23 protein-coding genes and 1 pseudogene are annotated in these 20,001 nt (G+C 62.9%); 11 read left to right on the forward strand and 13 right to left on the reverse strand.

The genetic code is table 11. From position 1 onward, the window contains the following. Positions 1-9: 9 nt before the first annotated feature. A pseudogene (locus ACYG97_RS23295) lies at positions 10-188 on the forward strand (DUF255 domain-containing protein); the annotation flags it as partial. 259 nt (positions 189-447) lie between these two features. On the opposite strand, the gene yddG reads toward ACYG97_RS23295, so the two are convergent. From yddG to hemE, 4 genes are all read right to left on the reverse strand, one after another. After that, positions 448-1,374: an aromatic amino acid exporter YddG gene (gene yddG, locus ACYG97_RS23300; protein WP_023732820.1), complete on the reverse strand. Its 927-nt coding sequence runs from the start codon at positions 1,372-1,374 to the stop codon at positions 448-450. A 167-nt stretch (positions 1,375-1,541) separates the two neighbouring features. Beyond that, entirely contained in the window at positions 1,542-2,807 is a 1,266-nt protein-coding gene (rho, locus tag ACYG97_RS23305; protein WP_023672113.1) for a transcription termination factor Rho, read from the reverse strand. Between the two features lie 163 nt (positions 2,808-2,970). Further along, complete coding sequence (gene hemJ, locus ACYG97_RS23310) at positions 2,971-3,513, reverse strand: protoporphyrinogen oxidase HemJ (protein WP_023692917.1); 543 nt, start codon at positions 3,511-3,513, stop codon at positions 2,971-2,973. Next, on the reverse strand, positions 3,513-4,544 hold the full coding sequence (gene hemE, locus ACYG97_RS23315) for a uroporphyrinogen decarboxylase (protein ID WP_023726726.1): 1,032 nt from the start codon (positions 4,542-4,544) through the stop codon (positions 3,513-3,515). The genes hemJ and hemE overlap by 1 nt, the downstream gene beginning before the upstream one ends. Before the next feature lie 283 nt (positions 4,545-4,827). On the opposite strand from hemE, the gene ACYG97_RS23320 reads away from it, so the two are divergent. From ACYG97_RS23320 to dnaQ, 5 genes are all read left to right on the forward strand, one after another. Continuing rightward, a complete protein-coding gene (locus ACYG97_RS23320; RefSeq protein WP_373420152.1) occupies positions 4,828-5,766 on the forward strand; it encodes a pyruvate, water dikinase regulatory protein in 939 nt (312 codons plus the stop codon). A 58-nt stretch (positions 5,767-5,824) separates the two neighbouring features. Further along, a complete protein-coding gene (locus ACYG97_RS23325) occupies positions 5,825-6,424 on the forward strand; it encodes a Maf-like protein (protein ID WP_023698100.1) in 600 nt (199 codons plus the stop codon). Next, positions 6,417-7,244, forward strand: a complete 828-nt coding sequence (locus ACYG97_RS23330) for a shikimate dehydrogenase (RefSeq protein ID WP_023698099.1) — start codon at positions 6,417-6,419, stop codon at positions 7,242-7,244. Before ACYG97_RS23325 ends, ACYG97_RS23330 begins: the two co-directional genes overlap by 8 nt. Before the next feature lie 27 nt (positions 7,245-7,271). Next, positions 7,272-7,856, forward strand: a complete 585-nt coding sequence (coaE, locus tag ACYG97_RS23335) for a dephospho-CoA kinase (protein WP_031261981.1) — start codon at positions 7,272-7,274, stop codon at positions 7,854-7,856. Positions 7,857-7,981: 125 nt separating this feature from the next. After that, positions 7,982-8,686: a DNA polymerase III subunit epsilon gene (gene dnaQ, locus ACYG97_RS23340; RefSeq protein WP_023732819.1), complete on the forward strand. Its 705-nt coding sequence runs from the start codon at positions 7,982-7,984 to the stop codon at positions 8,684-8,686. A 259-nt stretch (positions 8,687-8,945) separates the two neighbouring features. Here the strand turns inward: dnaQ and secB are convergent, their stop codons facing one another. Both secB and ACYG97_RS23350 read right to left on the reverse strand, forming a co-directional pair. Beyond that, complete coding sequence (secB, locus tag ACYG97_RS23345) at positions 8,946-9,446, reverse strand: protein-export chaperone SecB (RefSeq protein WP_023672105.1); 501 nt, start codon at positions 9,444-9,446, stop codon at positions 8,946-8,948. Positions 9,447-9,588: 142 nt separating this feature from the next. Further along, positions 9,589-10,089, reverse strand: coding sequence for an FxsA family protein (locus ACYG97_RS23350; protein WP_023714414.1), 501 nt, complete (start codon positions 10,087-10,089; stop codon positions 9,589-9,591). A gap of 196 nt (positions 10,090-10,285) precedes the next feature. On the opposite strand from ACYG97_RS23350, the gene ACYG97_RS23355 reads away from it, so the two are divergent. From ACYG97_RS23355 to ACYG97_RS23370, 4 genes are all read left to right on the forward strand, one after another. Next, positions 10,286-10,990 (forward strand): Tim44/TimA family putative adaptor protein, encoded by a 705-nt coding sequence (locus tag ACYG97_RS23355; RefSeq protein WP_023672103.1) that lies wholly within the window; start codon positions 10,286-10,288, stop codon positions 10,988-10,990. Between the two features lie 79 nt (positions 10,991-11,069). After that, positions 11,070-12,170 (forward strand): murein transglycosylase A, encoded by a 1,101-nt coding sequence (mltA, locus tag ACYG97_RS23360; protein WP_023732818.1) that lies wholly within the window; start codon positions 11,070-11,072, stop codon positions 12,168-12,170. After that, a complete protein-coding gene (locus ACYG97_RS23365; RefSeq protein WP_023732817.1) occupies positions 12,167-12,685 on the forward strand; it encodes a Smr/MutS family protein in 519 nt (172 codons plus the stop codon). The genes mltA and ACYG97_RS23365 overlap by 4 nt, the downstream gene beginning before the upstream one ends. Next, the gene (locus tag ACYG97_RS23370) at positions 12,685-13,053 is read left to right on the forward strand and encodes a helix-turn-helix domain-containing protein (RefSeq protein ID WP_023686054.1); all 369 of its coding nucleotides are present in this window, start codon (positions 12,685-12,687) and stop codon (positions 13,051-13,053) included. Before ACYG97_RS23365 ends, ACYG97_RS23370 begins: the two co-directional genes overlap by 1 nt. 95 nt (positions 13,054-13,148) lie before the next feature. Here ACYG97_RS23370 and ACYG97_RS23375 read toward each other — a convergent pair whose 3' ends face one another. The 4 genes from ACYG97_RS23375 to ACYG97_RS23390 form a co-directional block, all read right to left on the reverse strand. Next, positions 13,149-13,355, reverse strand: a complete 207-nt coding sequence (locus ACYG97_RS23375) for a hypothetical protein (RefSeq protein ID WP_023672099.1) — start codon at positions 13,353-13,355, stop codon at positions 13,149-13,151. A gap of 336 nt (positions 13,356-13,691) precedes the next feature. Then, positions 13,692-14,309 (reverse strand): transglutaminase-like cysteine peptidase, encoded by a 618-nt coding sequence (locus ACYG97_RS23380; RefSeq protein WP_023672098.1) that lies wholly within the window; start codon positions 14,307-14,309, stop codon positions 13,692-13,694. Between the two features lie 192 nt (positions 14,310-14,501). Continuing rightward, entirely contained in the window at positions 14,502-15,779 is a 1,278-nt protein-coding gene (locus ACYG97_RS23385) for a polyhydroxyalkanoate depolymerase (protein WP_023687587.1), read from the reverse strand. A 252-nt stretch (positions 15,780-16,031) separates the two neighbouring features. After that, on the reverse strand, positions 16,032-16,391 hold the full coding sequence (locus tag ACYG97_RS23390; protein ID WP_023672096.1) for a septal ring lytic transglycosylase RlpA family protein: 360 nt from the start codon (positions 16,389-16,391) through the stop codon (positions 16,032-16,034). A gap of 309 nt (positions 16,392-16,700) precedes the next feature. Here ACYG97_RS23390 and ACYG97_RS23395 point away from each other — a divergent pair, with 309 nt between their 5' ends. Beyond that, positions 16,701-16,886 carry a hypothetical protein gene (locus ACYG97_RS23395; RefSeq protein WP_023687586.1) on the forward strand — a complete coding sequence of 62 codons (186 nt, stop codon included), beginning with the start codon at positions 16,701-16,703 and terminating at the stop codon, positions 16,884-16,886. A 320-nt stretch (positions 16,887-17,206) separates the two neighbouring features. Here ACYG97_RS23395 and ACYG97_RS23400 read toward each other — a convergent pair whose 3' ends face one another. The 3 genes from ACYG97_RS23400 to ssuD are packed head-to-tail and all read right to left on the reverse strand — an operon-like array spanning position 17,207 to position 19,960. Next, complete coding sequence (locus ACYG97_RS23400) at positions 17,207-18,010, reverse strand: ATP-binding cassette domain-containing protein (protein ID WP_023687585.1); 804 nt, start codon at positions 18,008-18,010, stop codon at positions 17,207-17,209. Between the two features lie 7 nt (positions 18,011-18,017). After that, positions 18,018-18,794: an ABC transporter permease subunit gene (locus ACYG97_RS23405; protein WP_023692926.1), complete on the reverse strand. Its 777-nt coding sequence runs from the start codon at positions 18,792-18,794 to the stop codon at positions 18,018-18,020. Continuing rightward, positions 18,791-19,960: an FMNH2-dependent alkanesulfonate monooxygenase gene (ssuD, locus tag ACYG97_RS23410; protein ID WP_023687583.1), complete on the reverse strand. Its 1,170-nt coding sequence runs from the start codon at positions 19,958-19,960 to the stop codon at positions 18,791-18,793. Before ssuD ends, ACYG97_RS23405 begins: the two co-directional genes overlap by 4 nt. Positions 19,961-20,001: the final 41 nt, after the last annotated feature.

Here is a 20,001-nt window from a genome sequence, read left to right on the forward strand (position 1 = left end):
AGGTGTCAACAATCCCACAGTGTCGCGGCCGTCATGAACCGGCTGTTCGTCAATATCAAGGTCGATCGCGAGGAGCGGCCGGACATTACCAAATCTGTATAGCCGCCTTGTCATCCATGTGCGAGCAGGCGGGTCCTAATCCCGACGCCAAGCAGTTCTGGGCGGGCCAGCAAGCCCTACGGCAGGCCGGCATCGTTAATGCCTGTTCCTGGCCCGGAACCGTGAAGCTGGAGCCCATCTCCCCATGAGGCAAGCCTCGTTCCGGTTGCGAATCGGAAATCCCGACCCGCGTCACGCCGATCGTCTCCGCGATCGGAACGGATGCGAATCGACTTAACATTGGCCAGTGGCATTCGGCCGCAGACCGGCAGACCGGAGCTATGTACCGCTATCCTGCCCGTGGGGCCGGATCCGTAGGAACCGAGCCGCTGCTGCGACGCCGGTAGCTCAACCCGTGTTTCCGTCCAAGGCCGAAGGAAGCCGCGTCACATCAATGGATAGCGGCCGCGGCGCGAACAGCAAATCCTTGGCCGCGACCACCGCTCCGACCGTGATCAGGATGCAAGCAACAGCCACCGACCAGTGAAACACACCAAAGCCTGCCAGCAGAAGCACGATGACCGAGAAGAGGGGCGCGGCATAGGAGAGGGCGCCGAGGATCATGATGTCCCCGTGCTTGCAGCCATAGTCCCAGGCGTAAAAGCCGGCGCCTAGCGGTATTACGCCCAAGATGACGATGGCGCTCCACTCCGTCGCCGTCTGTGGCCAGACGGTGGTCTCAAGGGTGAGGTGCAGCACCAAGGCGACCGCAGCCGTGATGAAGCAGTAACCGACGACCACATCGGTCGGCACCTTGCCAAAGCGGCGCGATAAAACCGAATAGCCGGCCCAGATGAAAGCGCAGAACAGCGCGATGACATGCCCCTTCATCACACCATTGGCCAGTCCGATCGTGCCGCCCTTGGTGATCACCACAATGGCGCCGGCAAGGCCGAGCATGACGCCGGCAATGTGATGGGCCCTCAGCTTTTCTCCAGGCAGGAAGGCGGCAAAGACGACGATCAGCAACGGCCAGAGATAGGCGATCAGGCTGACCTCGACCGGCGGCGCCGACTGGATGGCGAAGAAATAGGCGCAGTGGTAGATGCACAGCCCCGCTGTGCCGAGCGCCCAGACCTGCCACGGCTGGCGCAGCGACTTGATCGCCGCCGGACGGACAAGCCAGCTCGACGCGCCGACCAACCCGCCAAGCAGAAACGTCATCGCCGCCAGCTGAAAGGGCGGAATCGGTCCCGCCGCCGTCGAAAGCAGCGCCAAGAAGGACCATGTCAGGATGGCCGAGAAGCCGATCAGGGTCGGGATTGTTTTCTCCATGCGGCTTCCGATCTTCGAGACGCGATTACTCGCATGACGACAGCTATGGAAATTGCCGCCCAAGGCCACGCCCTGTCGGAAATGCGACCTGTTTGCCCCCGCAATGAAAAACCCCGTCCCAGTTCCCGGAACGGGGCTTCAATGCGAAACGATGGCCGACGAGAAGCCTACGTGTTCATCGAATCGAAGAAATCGGCGTTGGTCTTGGTCTGCTTCAGCTTGTCGATCAGGAACTCGATCGCATCCGTGGTTCCCATCGGCGCCAGGATGCGGCGCAGGACGAAGATCTTCTGCAGATCCTGCTTGGAGACCAGCAGGTCTTCCTTGCGGGTGCCGGACTTCAAAATGTCCATGGCCGGGTAGATGCGCTTGTCGGCGACCTTGCGGTCGAGCTGGATTTCGCAGTTGCCGGTGCCCTTGAACTCTTCGAAGATGACTTCGTCCATGCGGCTGCCGGTGTCGATCAGCGCGGTGGCGATGATGGTCAGCGAGCCGCCTTCCTCGATGTTGCGGGCCGCGCCGAAGAAGCGCTTCGGCCGCTGCAGCGCGTTGGCGTCGACACCGCCGGTCAGCACCTTGCCGGAGGACGGCACAACGGTGTTGTAGGCACGGCCGAGGCGGGTGATCGAATCGAGCAGAATAACGACGTCGCGGCCATGCTCGACCAGGCGCTTGGCCTTTTCGATGACCATTTCGGCGACCTGGACGTGGCGCACCGCCGGTTCGTCAAAGGTCGAGGACACGACCTCGCCCTTCACCGAACGCTGCATGTCGGTCACTTCTTCTGGCCGTTCGTCGATCAGAAGTACGATCAGATAGCATTCCGGATGATTGGCCGTGATCGAGTGGGCGATATTCTGCATCAGCACCGTTTTACCGGTACGCGGCTGCGCGTTGATGAGCGCGCGCTGTCCCTTGCCGATCGGCGCCACCAGGTCGATCACCCGCGACGAGATGTCCTTGCCGGTCGGATTGTCGATCTCCATCTTCAGCCGCTTGGTCGGATAGAGCGGCGTCAGATTGTCGAAATGGATCTTGTGACGGATCTTTTCGGGATCGTCGAAATTGATCGTGTTGACCTTGAGAAGGGCGAAATAGCGCTCGCCCTCTTTTGGGCTGCGGATCGGCCCTTCGACGGTATCGCCGGTCTTCAAGGAGAAGCGGCGGATCTGCGAGGGCGAGATGTAGATATCGTCGGGACCCGGCAGATAATTGGCGTTGGCTGAGCGCAGGAAGCCGAAACCGTCCTGCAACAACTCGACCACACCATCGCCGATGATCTCGACGTCCTGGGCGGCCAGTTTCTTCAGGATGGCAAACATCAGTTCCTGCTTGCGCATGACGCTGGCGTTTTCCACTTCGAGCGATTCGGCATAGGCGATCAGCTCTGGCGGCTTCTTGTTCTTGAACTCTGCGAGTTTCATTTCTTGCATAGACGGACTCTGAATCTGCTTTGGGGAAAATATATCGGCTGGATGCGATAAATGCCGGGCGCGGCCGAAAGCAATCAAGGGCGGCGCATGACGGGAAGGAAGACCCGTCTTTTATCGTCGGTCGGGGGAAAGAGCAAGCTGCGTTTTGTCGACCGAAATGGGCCTAGAACGGCTTGACGACAACCAGGATGACGATGGCGATCATCAGCAATGTGGGGATCTCGTTGACGATTCGCCAGTGCCGCGCCGGTTTTTCATTGCGGTCCTCGGCGAATTTCCTGACAGCACCGGCCAGATAGCCATGCACGCCCGACAGCAACAGCACCAAGCCCATCTTGGCGTGCAGCCAGCCGCCGTGAAAGCCAAACACTTTCCAGGCAAGCCAAAGCCCGAACACCCAGGTGACGATCATCGCCGGATTGATGATGCCGCGCAGCAGACGCCGCTCCATCACCTTGAAGGTCTCCGATTGGACGGACCCCTTCTCTGCGTCGGCGTGGTAGACCAGCAATCGCGGCAGATAGAGCATGCCGGCCATCCAGGAGATGACGGCCAGGATATGGATTGCCTTCGCCCAGGGATAGAAACCCTCAGGCGCAAAGAAAAACAAAAGTGCGGTGAGAACAACAAGCACTCCGATGCCGATGGTCATGCGCATCATCGCCCCACGAGTGCTGTTGCCGCCCGTATTATCCGATTGAGCCATCAGCGTGTCGCGCTCCGCACCTGCTTCACCATCGCCTCGACATGCGCCACCGGCGTCTCCGGCGTAATGCCATGGCCGAGATTGAAGATCAGCGGTCCGTCGCCCAGCGCCTTGAGGATCGCATCGACGCCGTCCGACAGGGCTTTGCCGCCAGCCACGAGCCGCAAGGGATCGAGATTGCCCTGGACCGCCCCTGAATGCTGCAGTTCGTTCGCAGCCGACAGGGGCACGGTCCAGTCGATCCCCAGCCCCGTGACCCCGGTCTTCTCACGATAGGTCTCGTAGCGGGCGCCGGCGCCCTTGGGAAAGCCTATGATCGGAACATCGCGATGAACCGCACGAACTTGCCTGACGATCTCCGCCACCGGTTGCACGCAGAACTGCTCGAAAGACGCATCATCAAGCACGCCGGACCAGGAATCGAAAATCTGCACCACGTCGGCACCGGCTTCGATCTGGCGGATCAAATAGGCCGCGGAGTGATCGGCGAGCACTTTCAGGAGATGCTTGAAGGCCGTCGGTTCGCGATAGGCAAACAGCCGCGCCGGCGCTTGGTCGGGTGTGCCGTGGCCAGCGATCATGTAGGTCGCCACCGTCCACGGCGCGCCGCAGAAGCCGATCAGCGTGGTCTCGTCAGGCAATCTTGCCCGCAGCCGGCGAACCGTTTCGTAGACCGGTTCGAGATTCACGTGAAACGTTTCACTGTTGAGAGCCGAAATCTCAGCTGCAGTGATTGGCGTCAGCAGCGGCCCGCGGCCCTCCTCGAAGCGGACATCGCGCCCCAGCGCATGCGGCACGACCAGAATGTCCGAGAACAGGATCGAGGCATCGAAGCCAAAGCGCTCGATCGGCTGCAGCGTCACCTCAACGGCCAGATCAGGATTGTAGCAAAGATCGAGGAAGGACCCGGCGCGCTTTCTGGTCTCGCGGTACTCCGGCAGATAGCGCCCGGCCTGGCGCATCATCCAGAGCGGCGGCGGAAACACTGCCTCGCCTCTCAGCACGTCCAGCACGATGCGGTTCTCGGGCATTGAGCGCTCTCTTCCCTGCCTTCTCTATAATTAAATAGTCTATTTCTAGAATCTTCTGATTCTAAGAGTCTGTTGGTATCGGTGGTTGTCACCTGTCCCGCTTTGCCTTGGAAAAGGCCAGCCAGCATTTTGTCGCGTGTTTCTTCCGCGGGATTGGCAAAGAGTGTGGATGACCAGGATTCCATCATTGGAGTCAATGGTTTGGCGTAGCAGCTGAAAAACCGCCTCTGTGGATGAAGCGCTGGCAAAAACGCCCGTCCCCAGATTTGTCCCCAGCCGCACCGTGGAGCTGACAGCGCATCGAATTGTGGACAACTGGCCTTCTGATACAGTCGCCTCCAGCCGGTCGCCTTTGCGGTCCCTATTTATCCACACAAGCCCACAGCCTGAGGCGCCCCCTGTGAACAAACCCCAGAGCTTCTTTCATCTGCACCTGATTTCCGACGCCACCGGCGAGACGCTGCTGGCGGCCGGCCGAGCCGCCTCGGCGCAATATAAGGATGCGCGAGCCATCGAGCATATCTATCCGCTCATCCGCACCGAAAAGCAGGTGGCGAAAGTCTTCGAGGACATAGAGGAGGAACCGGGCATCATCCTCTACACCGTCGTCGACCAGAAGCTGGCGCGCGGCATTGACGAGCGCTGCGCCACCATGGGGCTGCCCTGTGTTTCGGTGCTGGAGCCGGTCCTCACCGTCTTCCAGTCCTATCTTGGCACGCCGGCCGGCCGCCGCGTCGGCGCCCAGCATGTGCTCGACGCCGATTATTTCCACCGTATCGACGCACTCAATTTCACCATGGAGCATGATGACGGCCAGCTGCCGCTCAATATGGACGACGCGGATGTGGTGCTGATCGGCATTTCCAGGACATCGAAGACGCCGACCAGCATCTATCTCGCCAACCGCGGCATCAAGACCGCCAACATCCCGATCGTGCTCGGCGTGCCGGTGCCCGAAAGCCTGGTCGCTGCCACCAAGCCGCTGATCGTCGGGCTGATCGCCACCGCCGAACGCATCTCGCATGTCCGGCAGAACCGCGTGCTCGGCAACAGCAGCACCTACGAAGCGACCGATTATGTCGACCGTGCCTCGATCGCCGAAGAGCTCGCCTATGCCCGCCAGATCTGCACCCGCCACAATTGGCCGATGATAGACGTCAGCCGCCGCTCGATCGAAGAGACCGCGGCAGCCATTGTTGCCCTGCGGGGGAAGAATAGATGATGGGATGGCAACGCGACCTCCTGCCCCAATCAACCACTATCGACCAGGCCCAGAACCCATGACCGAAAAAATCATCCTCGCCTCCGGCAGCCCGTTCCGCAAAGCAATGCTCATCAATGCCGGGCTCGGCATCGAAGCGGTGCCTGCCGATGTCGACGAGCGTGCGCTCGAGGCGCCGTTGCAGGACAGCGGTGTGTCGCCGGAAGATGTCGCCCTGATACTCGCCGAAGCCAAGGCGACCGAGGTCAGCGAACGCAGATCGGGCGCCTTGGTGCTCGGCTGCGACCAGACTTTGTCACTGGGAGATGAAGTGTTCCACAAGCCGGCCGACATGGAAGGCGCCCGCCGCCATCTGTTGGCGCTGTCAGGCAAGACGCATCAGCTGAACAGCGCCGCCGTGCTCTGCCGTAACGGCAAGGTGCTGTGGCGCCATGTCGGCATCGCCAGCCTTACCATGCGCAAGCTCGATCCGGCCTTCGTCGGCCGGCACCTGGCCCGCGTCGGCGCCAAGGCGTTGTCGAGCGTCGGCGCCTACCAGATCGAGGGCGAAGGCATCCAGCTGTTCGAAAAGATCGAAGGCGATTATTTCACCATTGTCGGCCTGCCGCTGTTACCGGTGCTGGCGGAATTGCGTGCGCTCGGAGCCATCGATGGTTGAGAAAAAAGCTTTCGTCACCGGCCATCCGATCGCGCATTCGCGCTCGCCGAAGATCCACGGCTATTGGCTGAACACATACGGCATCGACGGCAGCTATTATGCGATCGATGTCGCGCCGGCCGATTTTCCCGAGTTCCTCTCGTCGCTCGAGGCCAATGGCTATCAGGGCGGCAACGTCACCATTCCACACAAGGAAGTCGCCTTCGCCCGGGTCGAGCGCCGCGACGAAGCGGCGGAGATGATCGGCGCGGTCAACATGCTGTGGCTGGACGACGGCGTGCTGTGGGGCGGCAATTCGGACTGGATCGGCTTTGCCGGCAATCTCGACGAGCATGCCCCGGGCTGGGAGAGAAACGCTCCGGCCGTGGTGCTCGGCGCCGGCGGCGCGTCGCGCGCGGTCATCCACGCGCTTAAAGTGCGCGGCATCAACGATATCCGCATCGTAAACCGCACACTGGCGCGGGCGCAGGAACTCGCCGACCGCTTCGGGGCCGGCGTCTCGGCGCATGGCGCGGTCGGCGACTTGCTTGGCGATGCCGGCTTGCTGATCAACACGACGGCACTTGGCATGCATGGCGATGCGACGCTGGCCGCCGATCCGGCCGGCCTGCCAGCTCACGCCATTGTCGCAGACATCGTCTATGTGCCGCTGGAAACACCGCTGCTTGCCGCTGCCCGCGCGAGAAATTTGAAGACGGTCGACGGGCTCGGCATGCTGTTGCACCAGGCTGTGCCCGGTTTCGAACGCTGGTTCGGCAAGATGCCGCAGGTCACGCCTGAGTTGCGACAGATGATCGTCGCCGACATCCTCGCCAAATGATGGGTCGCAAATGATGGGCGCCAAATGATGACCGTGCTCGGCCTCACCGGATCGATCGGCATGGGCAAGTCGACGACGGCGAAAATGTTCGTCGACGCCGGCGTGCCGGTGCATGACTCCGACGAGACCGTGCATCGCCTCTATGCCGGCAAGGCAGCACCTCTCGTCGAGGCGGCCTTTCCCGGCACCGTGATTGCCGGTTGGGTCGACCGCACCGAGTTGGCGCGCCGCGTGCTCGGCAACGCTGCTGCGCTGAAGACATTGGAGGCGATCGTCCATCCGCTGGTGCGGGCCGATGCCGATGCCTTTCTGGCAAGGCACCGCGCCGCCGGCGCGCCGCTCGTCGTGCTCGACATTCCGCTGCTGTTCGAAACCGGCGGCCGCAACCGTGTCGACAAGGTCGTCGTCGTCACCGCGCCGGCCGATATCCAGCGCGCCCGCGTGCTGGCGCGTCCTGACATGAGTGAGGAAAAGCTGGCGGCAATCCTGGCCAAGCAGGTGCCCGACGCCGAAAAGCGCCGGCAGGCCGATTTCGTCATCGACACCGGTGAAGGCATGGACGCCGCCCGCACCGCGGTCGGCGCGATCATTGCCGAGCTCTCAGGATGCTGAGCTCGCCTGCTAACTCCTGGGGGATAAGTCGCGCCCATCAGGCCCCTGACGGCAGGCTGTCGGCATTACCCATTGCCATTTTGTTCCGCTCCATGATTCTACTCCTCCAGGAGTAGGTTGATTCTATGCGTGAGATCATTTTCGATACCGAAACCACCGGACTCGACATGCGCGACGACCGCATCATCGAGCTTGGCGGCGTCGAGCTGGTCAACCGCTTCCCGACCGGCCGCACCTTCCACAAATTCATCAATCCGCAGGGGCGCGCCGTCCATGTCGAGGCGCAAGCCGTGCACGGCATCAGCGCCGCCGACCTCGTCGGCAAGCCGACCTTTGCCGAAATCGCCGAGGAATGGCTCGCCTTCACCGACGGCGCCAAGCTCGTCGCCCACAACGCCAGTTTCGACATCGGCTTCCTCAACACGGAATTCGGGCGGCTCGGCCAGCCGGCCATAGACACCGGGCGCGTCGTCGACACGCTGGCGCTGGCGCGGCGCAAGCATCCGATGGGCCCTAATTCGCTCGACGCGCTCTGCCGCCGCTACGGCATCGACAACGGCCACCGCACCAAGCACGGCGCGCTGCTCGATTCCGAGCTCCTGGCCGAAGTCTACATCGAACTCATCGGCGGAAAGCAGGCCGCACTTGTCCTCGACGCGGTCGTGGTGCAGCTCAACAGCAATGGCGACGTTGCCGACATCGACATCTCGATCGCCGTCAGGCCAATCGCCCTGCCGCCGCGCCTGACTGAAGGCGAGCGAGCGGCGCATGCGGGGCTGGTGGCGACGCTGGGCGAAAAGGCGCTGTGGCTGAAGGTGGCGGCGGGGTGAACGGATCGCGGAGGTAGCGTTCCGTCACTCCCCTCTCTGGCCTGCCGGCCATCTCCCCCTCAAGGGGGGAGATCAGCAGCTTCGCCGCTCCAGCCCATTCCTGCAACGTCTAAATTTGGCGAAGGTCGCGATGACGGCCAATCTCCCCCTTAGGGGGAGATGCCTGGCAAGGCAGAGGGCGTGCTGTCCCGCCAGCATCTCAGTATATAAAAGCCCGGCACGAAGCCGGGCTTTCAACTCATGCGCGTGACGCTTGCCTTCAGCTCACCTTGACCTTCGATGCCGCCTGGTCCTCGGCCAGCTTCTGCTGGAACATCTGGGCAAAATCGATCGGGTCGAGCATCAACGGCGGGAAGCCGCCATTGCGGGTGGCTTCGGCGATGATCTGGCGGGCGAACGGGAACAAAAGCCGCGGGCATTCGATGAACAGGATCGGCAGCATGTGCTCCTGCGGGAAGCCGGCGATGGCGAAGACGCCGCCATAGACCAGTTCGACATTGAACAGCACTTCCTGGTCGAAGGACGCCTTGGCGTTCAAGGTCAGATTGACGTCGAACTGCTTGTCGGAGAGCGGGTTGGCATTGACATTGACATTGATCGCAATGCCTGGGGCCTTGTCGCGGCCGCGCAGCGAGTTCGGCGCGCCGGGGCTTTCGAAGGACAGGTCCTTCACATACTGGGCAAGCACGTTGAGCGACGGCTGCGCCGTTTCGCCGTTGCCGTTGGCGGCGCCGACCGGCGCGTCATCTTTGCTGGCCATGAGCCTTGTTCCTTTTGCCTGGACAGCAGCGCTGACCGAATTGAAATCGGGCGTTGGCTAGCATGGTCGGCATGACAAGACAAGGTTTGCCGCCTTCAGGCCGAAGGGGTCGATGTAGCCTCAGTCGTCCTCAAGGCGACGGTCAGTCGTCCTTCAGGCGGCGCCACGGCGAGTTATGGTCGGGACCGCGCTTGAAATCGTCCTCGCGCGAATAGTCGCCGTCGTCGAGGTCGATGACCTTGTCGCGCGACCTACCGCGAAAACCGCCGGCGGTGAAATCGGTCGCGACGACGATGCGGCCCTTGAGCCTGCGCCAGGCAAGGTCGCGCACCGGCGGCAGGAACAGCAGCAGGCCGATAATATCGGTAATGAAGCCGGGGATGATCAACAGGATGGCGGCGACCACGATCATGGCGCCATGCGCGAGCTGGCGGCTGGGGTCGCCGCCGCCGGCCATCTCGGCGCGGACCCGCGCCATGACACCAAAACCCTGGTGCCGGAGCAGAAGCACGCCGGCAATGCTTGAAGCCAGCACCAGGCCGACCGTGGCGAGCGCCCCGACCTCGCGGCCGACAATGACGAAACCGGCGATTTCCAGCAGCGGCAGCGCAAGCAGGAACAGAGGAAGGAAGGAAATGCGCAAGTCTTGACCGATCGTTTCCATGTTTGCCGGGCGGCGCATAATCGCCGCTGGCACTGAGGCCGTTAGATAGGTATGCCTGCCTTTGATTTGAATGATTGCGCCATGCGTTCTATATGCTTTGCATGTTTAACGCCATGCGACCGCCGCCCGATTGGCTGGCGGTCCCGGCCAGGTCAGGGATTGATTGGCGAAAGATATGGGATTCTTCGACTTCGGCACCATTTTCTTTCTGATTGCGGCGGTGGTGATCTTTTTCCAGCTGCGCAACGTGCTTGGCCGCCGCACGGGCAGCGAGCGCCCGCCCTTCGATCCGTACACGGCCAGCCGCACCGAGAAGGACGCGACCCAGAAGCCCGAAAATGTGGTTTCGCTGCCACGCAAGCGCATGCCGGGCGAGACGGCTGCCGAGACCTATGCGGCCATCGATGCCTTCGCAAAGCCCGACACCGACCTCAACAAGGGCCTGCGCGCGATCAAGGATAATGATCCCTCCTTCGACCCCAAAGTCTTCGTCGACGGCGCCAAGATGGCTTATGAGATGATCGTCATGGCCTATGCCGATGGCGACCGAAAAACGCTGAAGAACCTGTTGTCGCGCGAGGTTTTTGACGGCTTCGTTGCCGCGATTGGCGACCGCGAGGCGAAAGCCGAAAAGATCCAGTCCTCCTTCGTCGGCATCGACAAGGCCGACATCGTCTCGGCCGAGATGAAGGGCGGCGAGGCCCACATCACGCTGCGCATCGTGAGCGAACTGATTTCGGCGACCCGCGACAAGGCGGGTGCGGTCATCGATGGCGATCCCGAGACGGTGGCCGAGGTCAAGGATGTCTGGACCTTCGCCCGCGACACACGCTCGCGCGATCCGAACTGGAAGCTGGTCGCCACCGAGGAAGAAGACTGAGCCTATGCATGTCGCCCGATGCGGGCAGCTTTTTTGGGATAGCGACATGCAGGCAAACATGGGCAGTGGCGAGGCTGAGGTGTCGCTCTCGCCGCTTTTCGTGGAAAAGTCCTTCGATGATCTTCCCGGTTGGGATTCCGATGACCATCTGCCCGCTTTCGAAGCCTTCCGCCGTTCGGCCTTTCATGTCCTGAACAAGCCCTACCGCACCGGTTCGTTGGGCGTCCGGTTCAACGCGTTTGCCGGCGCTTATGACGAGGCGCGCACCGTTTCGCCGGCGAATCGGTCGGCGGTGAAGGCTTTTTTCGAGCGCCATTTCGCCCCAGTCCAGATTCGATCCGAAAACCCCGGCCTGGTCACCGGCTTCTACGAGCCCGAGGTCGAGGCCTCACCCGTGCGCACGGATGAATTCACGGTGCCGCTAATGGCGCGGCCTTCCGACCTCGTCGACATCGATGACGCCAACCGCCCCAAGGGCATGGACGACTATCTCGCCTTCGCCCGCGATACGCCGCAGGGCCTGGTGGAGTATTTCGACCGCAGTGAGATCGAGAGAGGCGCGCTGGCCGGCCAAGGCCTGGAAATCGCCTGGCTTGCCGACAAGGTCGACGTCTTCTTCATCCATGTGCAAGGTGCGGCCAGGCTGAAGATGACCGACGGCCGGCTTTGCCGCGTCACCTACGCCGCCAAATCCGGCCAACGTTTCAGCGGTCCGGGGAAGATTCTCGCCGAACTCGGCGAAATCCCACTGGAAAAAGTGACGATGCAGTCTATCCGCGCCTGGTTCAGGGCGCATCCAGACCGCATCGACGAGATCCTCTGGCAGAACCGCTCCTACATCTTCTTTCGCGAAGCCGATGTCGACGATGCCGCACTCGGTCCTATCGCCGCCGCCAAGGTGCCGTTGACGCCGGGCCGTTCGCTCGCGGTCGACCGGCTGCTGCACACATTCGGTACCCCCTTCTACATCGACGCTCCGTCGCTGACCGCCTTCGACGGAAAACCGTTCCGGCGGCTGATGATTTCGCAGGACACCGGCTCGGCCATCACCGGACCGGCGCGGGGCGATCTGTTCGCCGGCTCCGGGGATGCGGCCGGCGAGATCGCCGGCGTCGTTCGCAACGCGGCCGATTTCTATGCCTTGGTTCCACGCGCTCTCGTTTCGGAATCGAATCGATGAGCAAGCGTCCCGATAAACTCAATGAAGACGACCGGGTGCTGTGGAACCTGGTGGCGCGCACCGCCCGACCGCTGAAGGGCCGGACCGCGGTCGACATTCCCGACATCGTCGTCGACCCTAAGCCGGCACAGACGCCGGTCGCTGTCGGTCCGGTCCTCGCCGCCAAGCCGAAGGCGCAGCATGTTTCGCATGCGCTGGACGAACCGACGCTGGACAAGCTTAGGAAAGGCCGGCTGCCGATCGAAGGCCGCGTCGATCTGCATGGCATGACCCAGGACGAGGCCTATTCGCTGCTGTTTTCGTTCCTGCACCGGGCCCATGCCGGCGGCATCCGCTATGTCCTCGTCATTACGGGAAAAGGGTCGTCGTCGGGCGGCGACGGCGTCTTGCGGCGCGCCGTGCCTGCCTGGCTGTCGACGCCTGCCTTCCGGCCGCTGGTCTCCAGCCACGATCACGCCGCCCGCAACCACGGCGGTTCGGGCGCGCTATACGTTCGGCTCAGGCGAACCCGCTGATGACGCCGTTCGGCGAAAAACTGCGGGCGCTTCGAGCCGAGCGCGGCTTGCGCCAGAAGGACATGGCGCAGGCGATCGGAGTCAGCGCCGCCTATCTGTCGGCGCTGGAACATGGCCGCCGCGGCGCGCCGACCTGGACGCTGATCCAGAAGATCATCGGCTATTTCAACGTCATCTGGGACGATGCCGAAGAGCTGGCGCGTCTGGCCGAGGCCTCACATCCGCGGGTGAGACTCGATACGTCCGGCCTCAGTCCTGCCGCCACCGAGTTGGCCAATCTCCTGGCCGAGAACATCGAGAAGCTGAGCGAAGCCGAGCTTGCCCGCATCACCGCCTCGATCCGGGCCGCACTGGAGCGGCGTAAGTAGGGCGGCGCCAAGGCCACGAATGCTCATCAATAGCGCCGGCATTTCATCCTGAAGGCGATGCCCGCCGGCCGTTAGCCAGCGGGCATATAGCGAGATTACTTCGCGCCGGCCTGGCCGCCACGGCCGCCAGTGCTGTCATGATCGCCGCCGCGGCCGCCACCCAGGCAGTCCGAGGTGAGATCGCAACAGCGATTGCCCCACTGGTTGTTCTTGGCGCAGCCGGTCTGGTCGGCCATAGCGGATCCGGCCAGGGACGATACCGCGATGGCGGCGAGGAAAGCATTACGCAGGAAAGCAGTCATTTGAAGTCTCCATGGTTGGGTTTCTGTTTACGGCTGTGTGTCGCCGCTGGAGACGGTTTGGTTCACGCAGGTAGCGAAATTTTTTGAGGAGGCGTTTCGAGAGATAAGATTTCGAGGTCAGCGCTGCCCTCATCCGCCGCGCTGCGCCTATTTTGCAACGTTGACGATTGGCGAAATCACCGATGGCAGCATCTTTCTCCCCGTCACTATACGGGGAGAAATGCCCGGCAGGGCAATGAGGGGCAGCGCCGACTTGCGGTTATCTCGTGAAAGTTATTAGCCGCGGGCTTCCGACGAAGCTGTTCGCAGCGACGCGCTCACATGCATCGTCCTTATTTACTGAACCGCGCCGACCAGCACCTGCTGGCCGCCGCGGATCGAGACCCAGCGGCCGGTGTTGTCGATGGCCTGCCGCTTGAGGAAGCGATAGCCGGTGGCGTCCCAGATCTTCACCTTGTCGGTCAGATTGTCGAGGACGTAGTCGCCCTTGTCGGTGCGCACCGTCAGCACGGCATGGCCTTCGCCGTCCGGCTTGCGCACGACGGTGATCAAGAGATCGGCCAGCGACACGCCAGAGCGCGAGAGCTGGCGGCGCTTTTCCAGCACATAGTCTTCGCAGTCGCCGACGCCCTTGTCGGGATAGGCCCAGACCTCGTCCTTGCCATAGATGTCGTAGTCGCTCATCGGCTTGACGGCGGCGTTGACCCTTGACGTCACGTTGATCAGCTTGCGCATGAAGGCGTCGGTCATCGCGGCGGGGTTGAGGTTGCTCGGCCGGATCGAGCATTCGCCGGGCTGGGTTTTACAGAAATCATAGTGGCCGATCGGCTGCGAGGTCATGCCGCCCGTCGCCATGGCGCCGCCTGCAAGTGCCGGCACTGCCCAGCACGCAGAGATCGCCAGCCCTGCTGCCGCCCACAAGCGCAGCGTCCGTGCCATCGGTGAGGAAGTCATTGTCCCCGTTCGCCCTTGTTGTTAACGAAAGGTTAAAGGGGATTTACACTCCGTGTCAATTATCGGGGGAGCCAGATTCTTCGGCATGGTTACCCGCGCCCGCCCAACAGCGTCTATTGTGCAACAGAACGCCTGTGGGGCGCAAAATCGCCCCGCTTTTGCGGGCAATGCACGCTGCAGCCGGATCGAGCCTCAGCCTTTGGCGGAGCGGACCAGCTTGGGTTTCACCGCTACCCGTGTTTGGCGGCCGTAGCTTGTGATGAAATCGACGATGCGCGGCACGATTTCCGAGCGGAATCGCGACCCGTTGAAGACGCCGTAATGGCCGACGGCCGGCTGCATGTAATGCGCATGCCGGTCAGCCGGGATGTTGGGGCAGAGATCGTGGGCGGCCTGGGTCTGGCCGAGACCGGAAATGTCGTCGTTCTCGCCTTCGACCGTGAACAGCGCGACATTGCGGATCGCCTTGGTGTCGACCACCTCGCCGCGATGCGTCATCTCGCCCTTGGGCAGCGCATGGCGCACGAACACCGTGTCGACGGTCTGCAGATAGAATTCCGCCGTCAGGTCCATCACCGCCAGATATTCGTCGTAGAAATCGCGGTGCTTCTCGGCATTGTCGCCGTCATGCTTGACCAGATGCATGAAGAAGTCCTTGTGGGCGGTGATGTGGCGGTCGAGGTTCATGCTCATGAAGCCCGACAGCTGCAGGAAGCCCGGATAGACTTCGCGGCCGAAGCCCGGCACCGGCCAGGGCGCGTGCATGATGACGTTGTCGCGGAACCAGTCGATGCCCTTTTCCTTGGCCAGCAGATTGACCGCGGTCGGATTGCGGCGTGTGTCGATCGGCCCGCCCATCAAGGTCATGGTCGAGGGCACGAAGGGATCGCCGCGCTTTTCCATCAGCGCCACCGCCGCCAGCACCGGCACCGAAGGCTGGCACACCGCCATCACATGGGTGTCCGGCCCCAGCGCATGCAGCATGTCGATGATGTAGTCGATATAATCGTCGAGGTCGAAATGGCCGTCGGTCACCGGAACCATGCGGGCATCGACCCAGTCGGTGATGTGCACGTCGGCATAGGGCAGCATCGCCTCGACCGTGCCGCGCAGCAGCGTCGCATAATGGCCCGACATCGGCGCCACAATGAGAAGCTTGGGGTCGGCCTTGCGCCCGGCGGGCACCGACCGCTCGAAGCGGGTGAGATTGCAGAACGGCCGCGACCACACGGTCTTTTCGCTGACCTCGACGCTCTTCCAGTCGACCACGGTCTTGCTCAGGCCGAAATGCGGCTTACTGTAGCGGCGCGTTGTGCGCTCGAACAGTTCGGCCGTGGCGGCGACCGAGCGGCCCCACGGCGTATGCGAAAACGGATTGAGCGGGTTGGTGTAGAACAGCCGCACTGCATCGGCATAAAGCCGCGCGGGCTGCAGGGCGGCATGGTTCATTTCGTAGAGCTGGTAGAACATCAGGTACTCCGCAGCTGCCGTGACCGAAGGGACGACGGACAGCGCCGAGCCTTGAATGTCTCGCGCGGAGGTTAACAAGATATTGCTGCGATGCAATACGTCACGTGGCGTGACATATGCCAATCTTCCGTCCAAGGCATTGAGAAACCGCGTTGGGCGGGTGCAGCCGGCTCAATGTGCACTGCAAAATGCAAGGCTGTTGGACAACGGGGCAGGATGTGTCCGGCCCGATCGGGCCGGACTTGGACAGATCTAGACGCGCGCCATGCACACCGAGGTATGGCCGGAGCCGATGAAGCCGAGTTGGCCGGCGGCGCCCTTGGACAGATCGAGCACGCGCCCTTTGATGAACGGGCCGCGGTCGTTGATGCGCACGATGACGCTGCGGCCATTATTCTGGTTGGTCACTTTCAACTTGGTGCCGAAAGGCAGGCTGCGGTGCGCGGCGGTCAGCGCCGACGGGTTCATGCGTTCGCCATTGGCGGTCCTGGAATGCAGTGCGTACCAGGAGGCGCGACCGCACTGGCCAGCGGCGGAGGAGGCGGATGCACCGACCATTAGGCCAGCCGCGATCGTTACCGCGACAAGCGCGGTCTGGTTTGTTTTCTTCATGTTGGGGGGATGGCTCCGTTTTCGACAGACCCCAGCCGTTAAGTGTCGAATAAGGCAGGAAATGCGGCAAGCATCGGGCAGTTCCGTGGCACCGGCACACGTTTGGAGTCGCTGGGAAACAGTTTGTCAGGCATCTTTCGTGTGGCGCGGCCGTATCGCTGGCGATATTGCGAGCTGTTTCACAGACTCCGTGAGCAAGGCAGGACGTTATATTACAAGTAGAAGAGAGCGCGATTGGGCGCCGTCCTTTCGCTCTGTCATCACGGTCATGGCGCAGTTGACCATCGACTTTGAAAAGGGATTCCAACGATGAGACTGCTCAAATATCCGCTGGCTCTGATCGTACTGGCCATCGGCGCGCTGTGGTCGCTGCAAGGCATTGGCGTGGTCGGCGGCAGCTTCATGACCGGCCAGTCGCAATGGCTCTATATCGGCATCGTGACCATGCTGGTCGGTTTCGCCGGGCTGGTATGGGCGAGCCGTTCGCCGGGGTGAGTTGCGACGAAAGTCGACCGCCACAGATCGACCCCCACTCCGTCGAGCTTCGCTCGACACCTCTCCCCCGATCGACGGGGGAGAGGAAAGGCGCGAGCCTTGCAGGGGCGCGAACTTATGCGGCCTGGCTCCCTTCCTCTCCCTCCGGAGGGGGGAGAGGTGGCGCCGCGAAGCGGTGACGGAGTGGGGGAAGGCGCTGGTCAAACCCGCAGTCGCAAACAGGGCCAACCCGGCGAGCAAGAAAACAGCCACCCCATATTGCCGGTCCATTCTGTTACCTATCTATCCGGTTCGGATAGAATGCCCTGCCCGCGACAGCACTACCCGAACAGCTGATCCAGAATCCTGCCCTCCAGCCTGGCAAGCTCGACCGAACCGCGCCGGCGCGGCCGCGCCACCGACACGTCGAGATCGAGCGCGATGCGGCCCTCGTCGATCACCACCACCCGGTCGGCGAGCGCAACCGCCTCGGCGACGTCATGCGTGACCAGCACGGCGGTGAATTTTTGCTCCAGCCAGATGCGTCCCAGAAGCTGCTGCATTTCGATGCGGGTCAGCGCATCGAGTGCGCCGAGCGGCTCGTCGAGCGCCAGAATCTTTGGCTGTCCGATCAGTGCACGCGCCAGCGCCACGCGCTGCTTCTGGCCGCCCGACAGCACCGAGGGCCATTCGTCGGCGCGGTCGGCGAGGCCGACTTCACCCAGGATGGCGAGCGCGCGCCGCCTGGCTTCCGCACCGGTGGCAAGCCCGGTCAGCCCGACCTCGACGTTTTTCACCACGCTGGCCCAGGGCAACAGCCGCGGCTCCTGGAACATGAAGCGGCTCTCTTCGCCGGCGCCGGCCTTCGCCTCCGGCCCGAATGTAAGGGATCCAGCGGTTGGCCGATCGAGCCCGGCCAGCAGCCGCAACAGCGTACTCTTGCCGCAGCCGCTCTTGCCGATGACGGCCACAAACTGTCCGACGGGCACATCGAGATCGATGCCGTCGAGCACGACCTTGTCGCCAAAGCGCTTTTCCACGCCCTTGAAGGCAAAGGCGCGCTGCCTTTCGACGGCCTCCTCCGGCCGTGACGGTTCCGGCGCGGCGACGAAGGAACGGATGGCGGTCAGGCTGGCGGTTGGCATCGAACCCTCAGGCGTTCTGGAATGCGGGATGCCAGCCGAGCGACAGCCGCTCGAGCAGGCGGGCGAAGCTGTCGGCAAGCTTGCCGAGCAGCGCATAGATCAGGATCGACAGCACGACCACATCGATCAGCAGGAATTCGCGTGCCTGCATGGCCATGTAGCCGAGGCCGGAACTGGCCGAGATGGTTTCGGCAACGATCAGCGTCAGCCACATGATGCCCAGCGCATAGCGCAGGCCGACGAAGATCGCCGGCAGCGCGCCGGGCAGGATCACCTGAAAAAACAACGCGCGGCGGTCCATGCCGTAGACCCTGCCCATCTCGACCAGCTGCGGGTCGACGCTCTGGATGCCGAGCAGCGTGTTGACGTAGATCGGGAAGAACACGCCGAGCGCCACCAGGAACAGTTTTGCTTCCTCGTCGATGCCGAACCACAGGATGACCAGCGGGATCAGCGCCAGATGCGGGATGTTGCGGATCATCTGCAGCGTCGTGTCGGTCAGGCCGCGGCTGAGCGCCGACAGCCCGTTGGCAAGGCCGAGTGCAAAGCCGATCGAGCCGCCGATGGCAAAGCCGGCCAGCGCGCGCAGCGTGCTGACGCCGATGTTCTGTATCAGCTCGCCCGATAGCGTCAGCCGCCAGAAGGCCTCGGCCACCGCGCTCGGCGCCGGCAGCACATTGGCCGGCATCACGCCGGCGCGGCTGGCGGCTTCCCAGCCAATTATGACCAACGCCGGCAGCAGCCAGCCGATGCCGTTCTGTTTGGCCCGTTGAGCCAGGCTCATGACGACGCCTGAAGGCGGTTGGCGCCGTGGAAGCCGACGGCGAATTCATTGGCGATGTTCTCATGCGCCCGTGCCCGCCTGGTGCCCAGGCCGAGACGCGGGAACAGAAGCTCGGCGACGCGGTAGGCTTCCTCGAGATGCGGGTAGCCAGAGCCGATGATGGTGTCGATGCCGATCGCCTGATATTCGCGGATGCGCTCGACGATCTGCTCCGGCGAGCCGACCAGCGCGGTGCCGGCGCCGCCGCGCACCAGGCCGACGCCGGCCCACAGATTGGGCGAAACCACCAGCCTGTCGCGGCGGCCGCCATGCAGTTCGGCCATGCGCCGTTGTCCCACAGAGTCCATCTCCTTGGTGAAGCGGGCCTGGGCATTTTCGATCTGGGCATCGGTGACGTGGCTGATCAGCCGGTCGGCGGCGCGCCAGGCCTCTTCCTCGGTCTCGCGCACGATGAAATGAAGCCTGATGCCGAAACGCAGTTTGCGGCCGCGCCGTTCAGCCTTTTTGCGCGCCGCGCTGAGTTTTTCCGCCACCTGCGCCGGCGGCTCGCCCCAGGTCAGGTACATATCGACGAGATCGGCGGCGAGCTCCTGGCCGGCATCGGACGAGCCGCCGAAATAGAGCGGCGGCCGCTCCTGTTGCGGCAGAAGGTCAAGGCGGCCATTGTCGACGCGGTAATATTTGCCGTTGAAGTTGACGCTCTCGCCCGACACCAGCGCGCGCCAGATGGTCAGGAACTCTTGCGCCTGCGCATAGCGCTCATCATGCGGCAGGAACACGCCATCGCCGGCAAGCTCGGTCGGGTTGCCGCCGACCACGACATTGAGCAGCAGGCGGCCATTGCTCAGCCGGTCGAGCGCCGCCGTCTGGCGCGCCGCGAAGGTGGGCAACGTCACGCCGGGCCGTAGCGCCACCAGGAATTTGAGCTTTTCCGTCAGCGCTGCAAGGCCGGAGGCGGTGATCCAGGAATCCTCGCAATTCTGCCCGGTCGGCAAAAGCACGCCGGGAAAGCCGAGCCGGTCGACGGCCTGTGCGATCTCCTTGAAGTAAGCGAACTCCGGCGGCCGCTGCTGCTGTTCGGAGCCGAGATAGGAGCCGTCGCCATGCGTCGGGATGAACCAGAAGAAATCGAGCGGGCCGGCTTGCGGGCTTGATGAAGCGGTCATGGCGAAATCCCTGAAGCTTGAAACGGCAAAGGCGCCGGGCG

It is taken from the genome of Mesorhizobium sp. W067 (assembly GCF_054719525.1).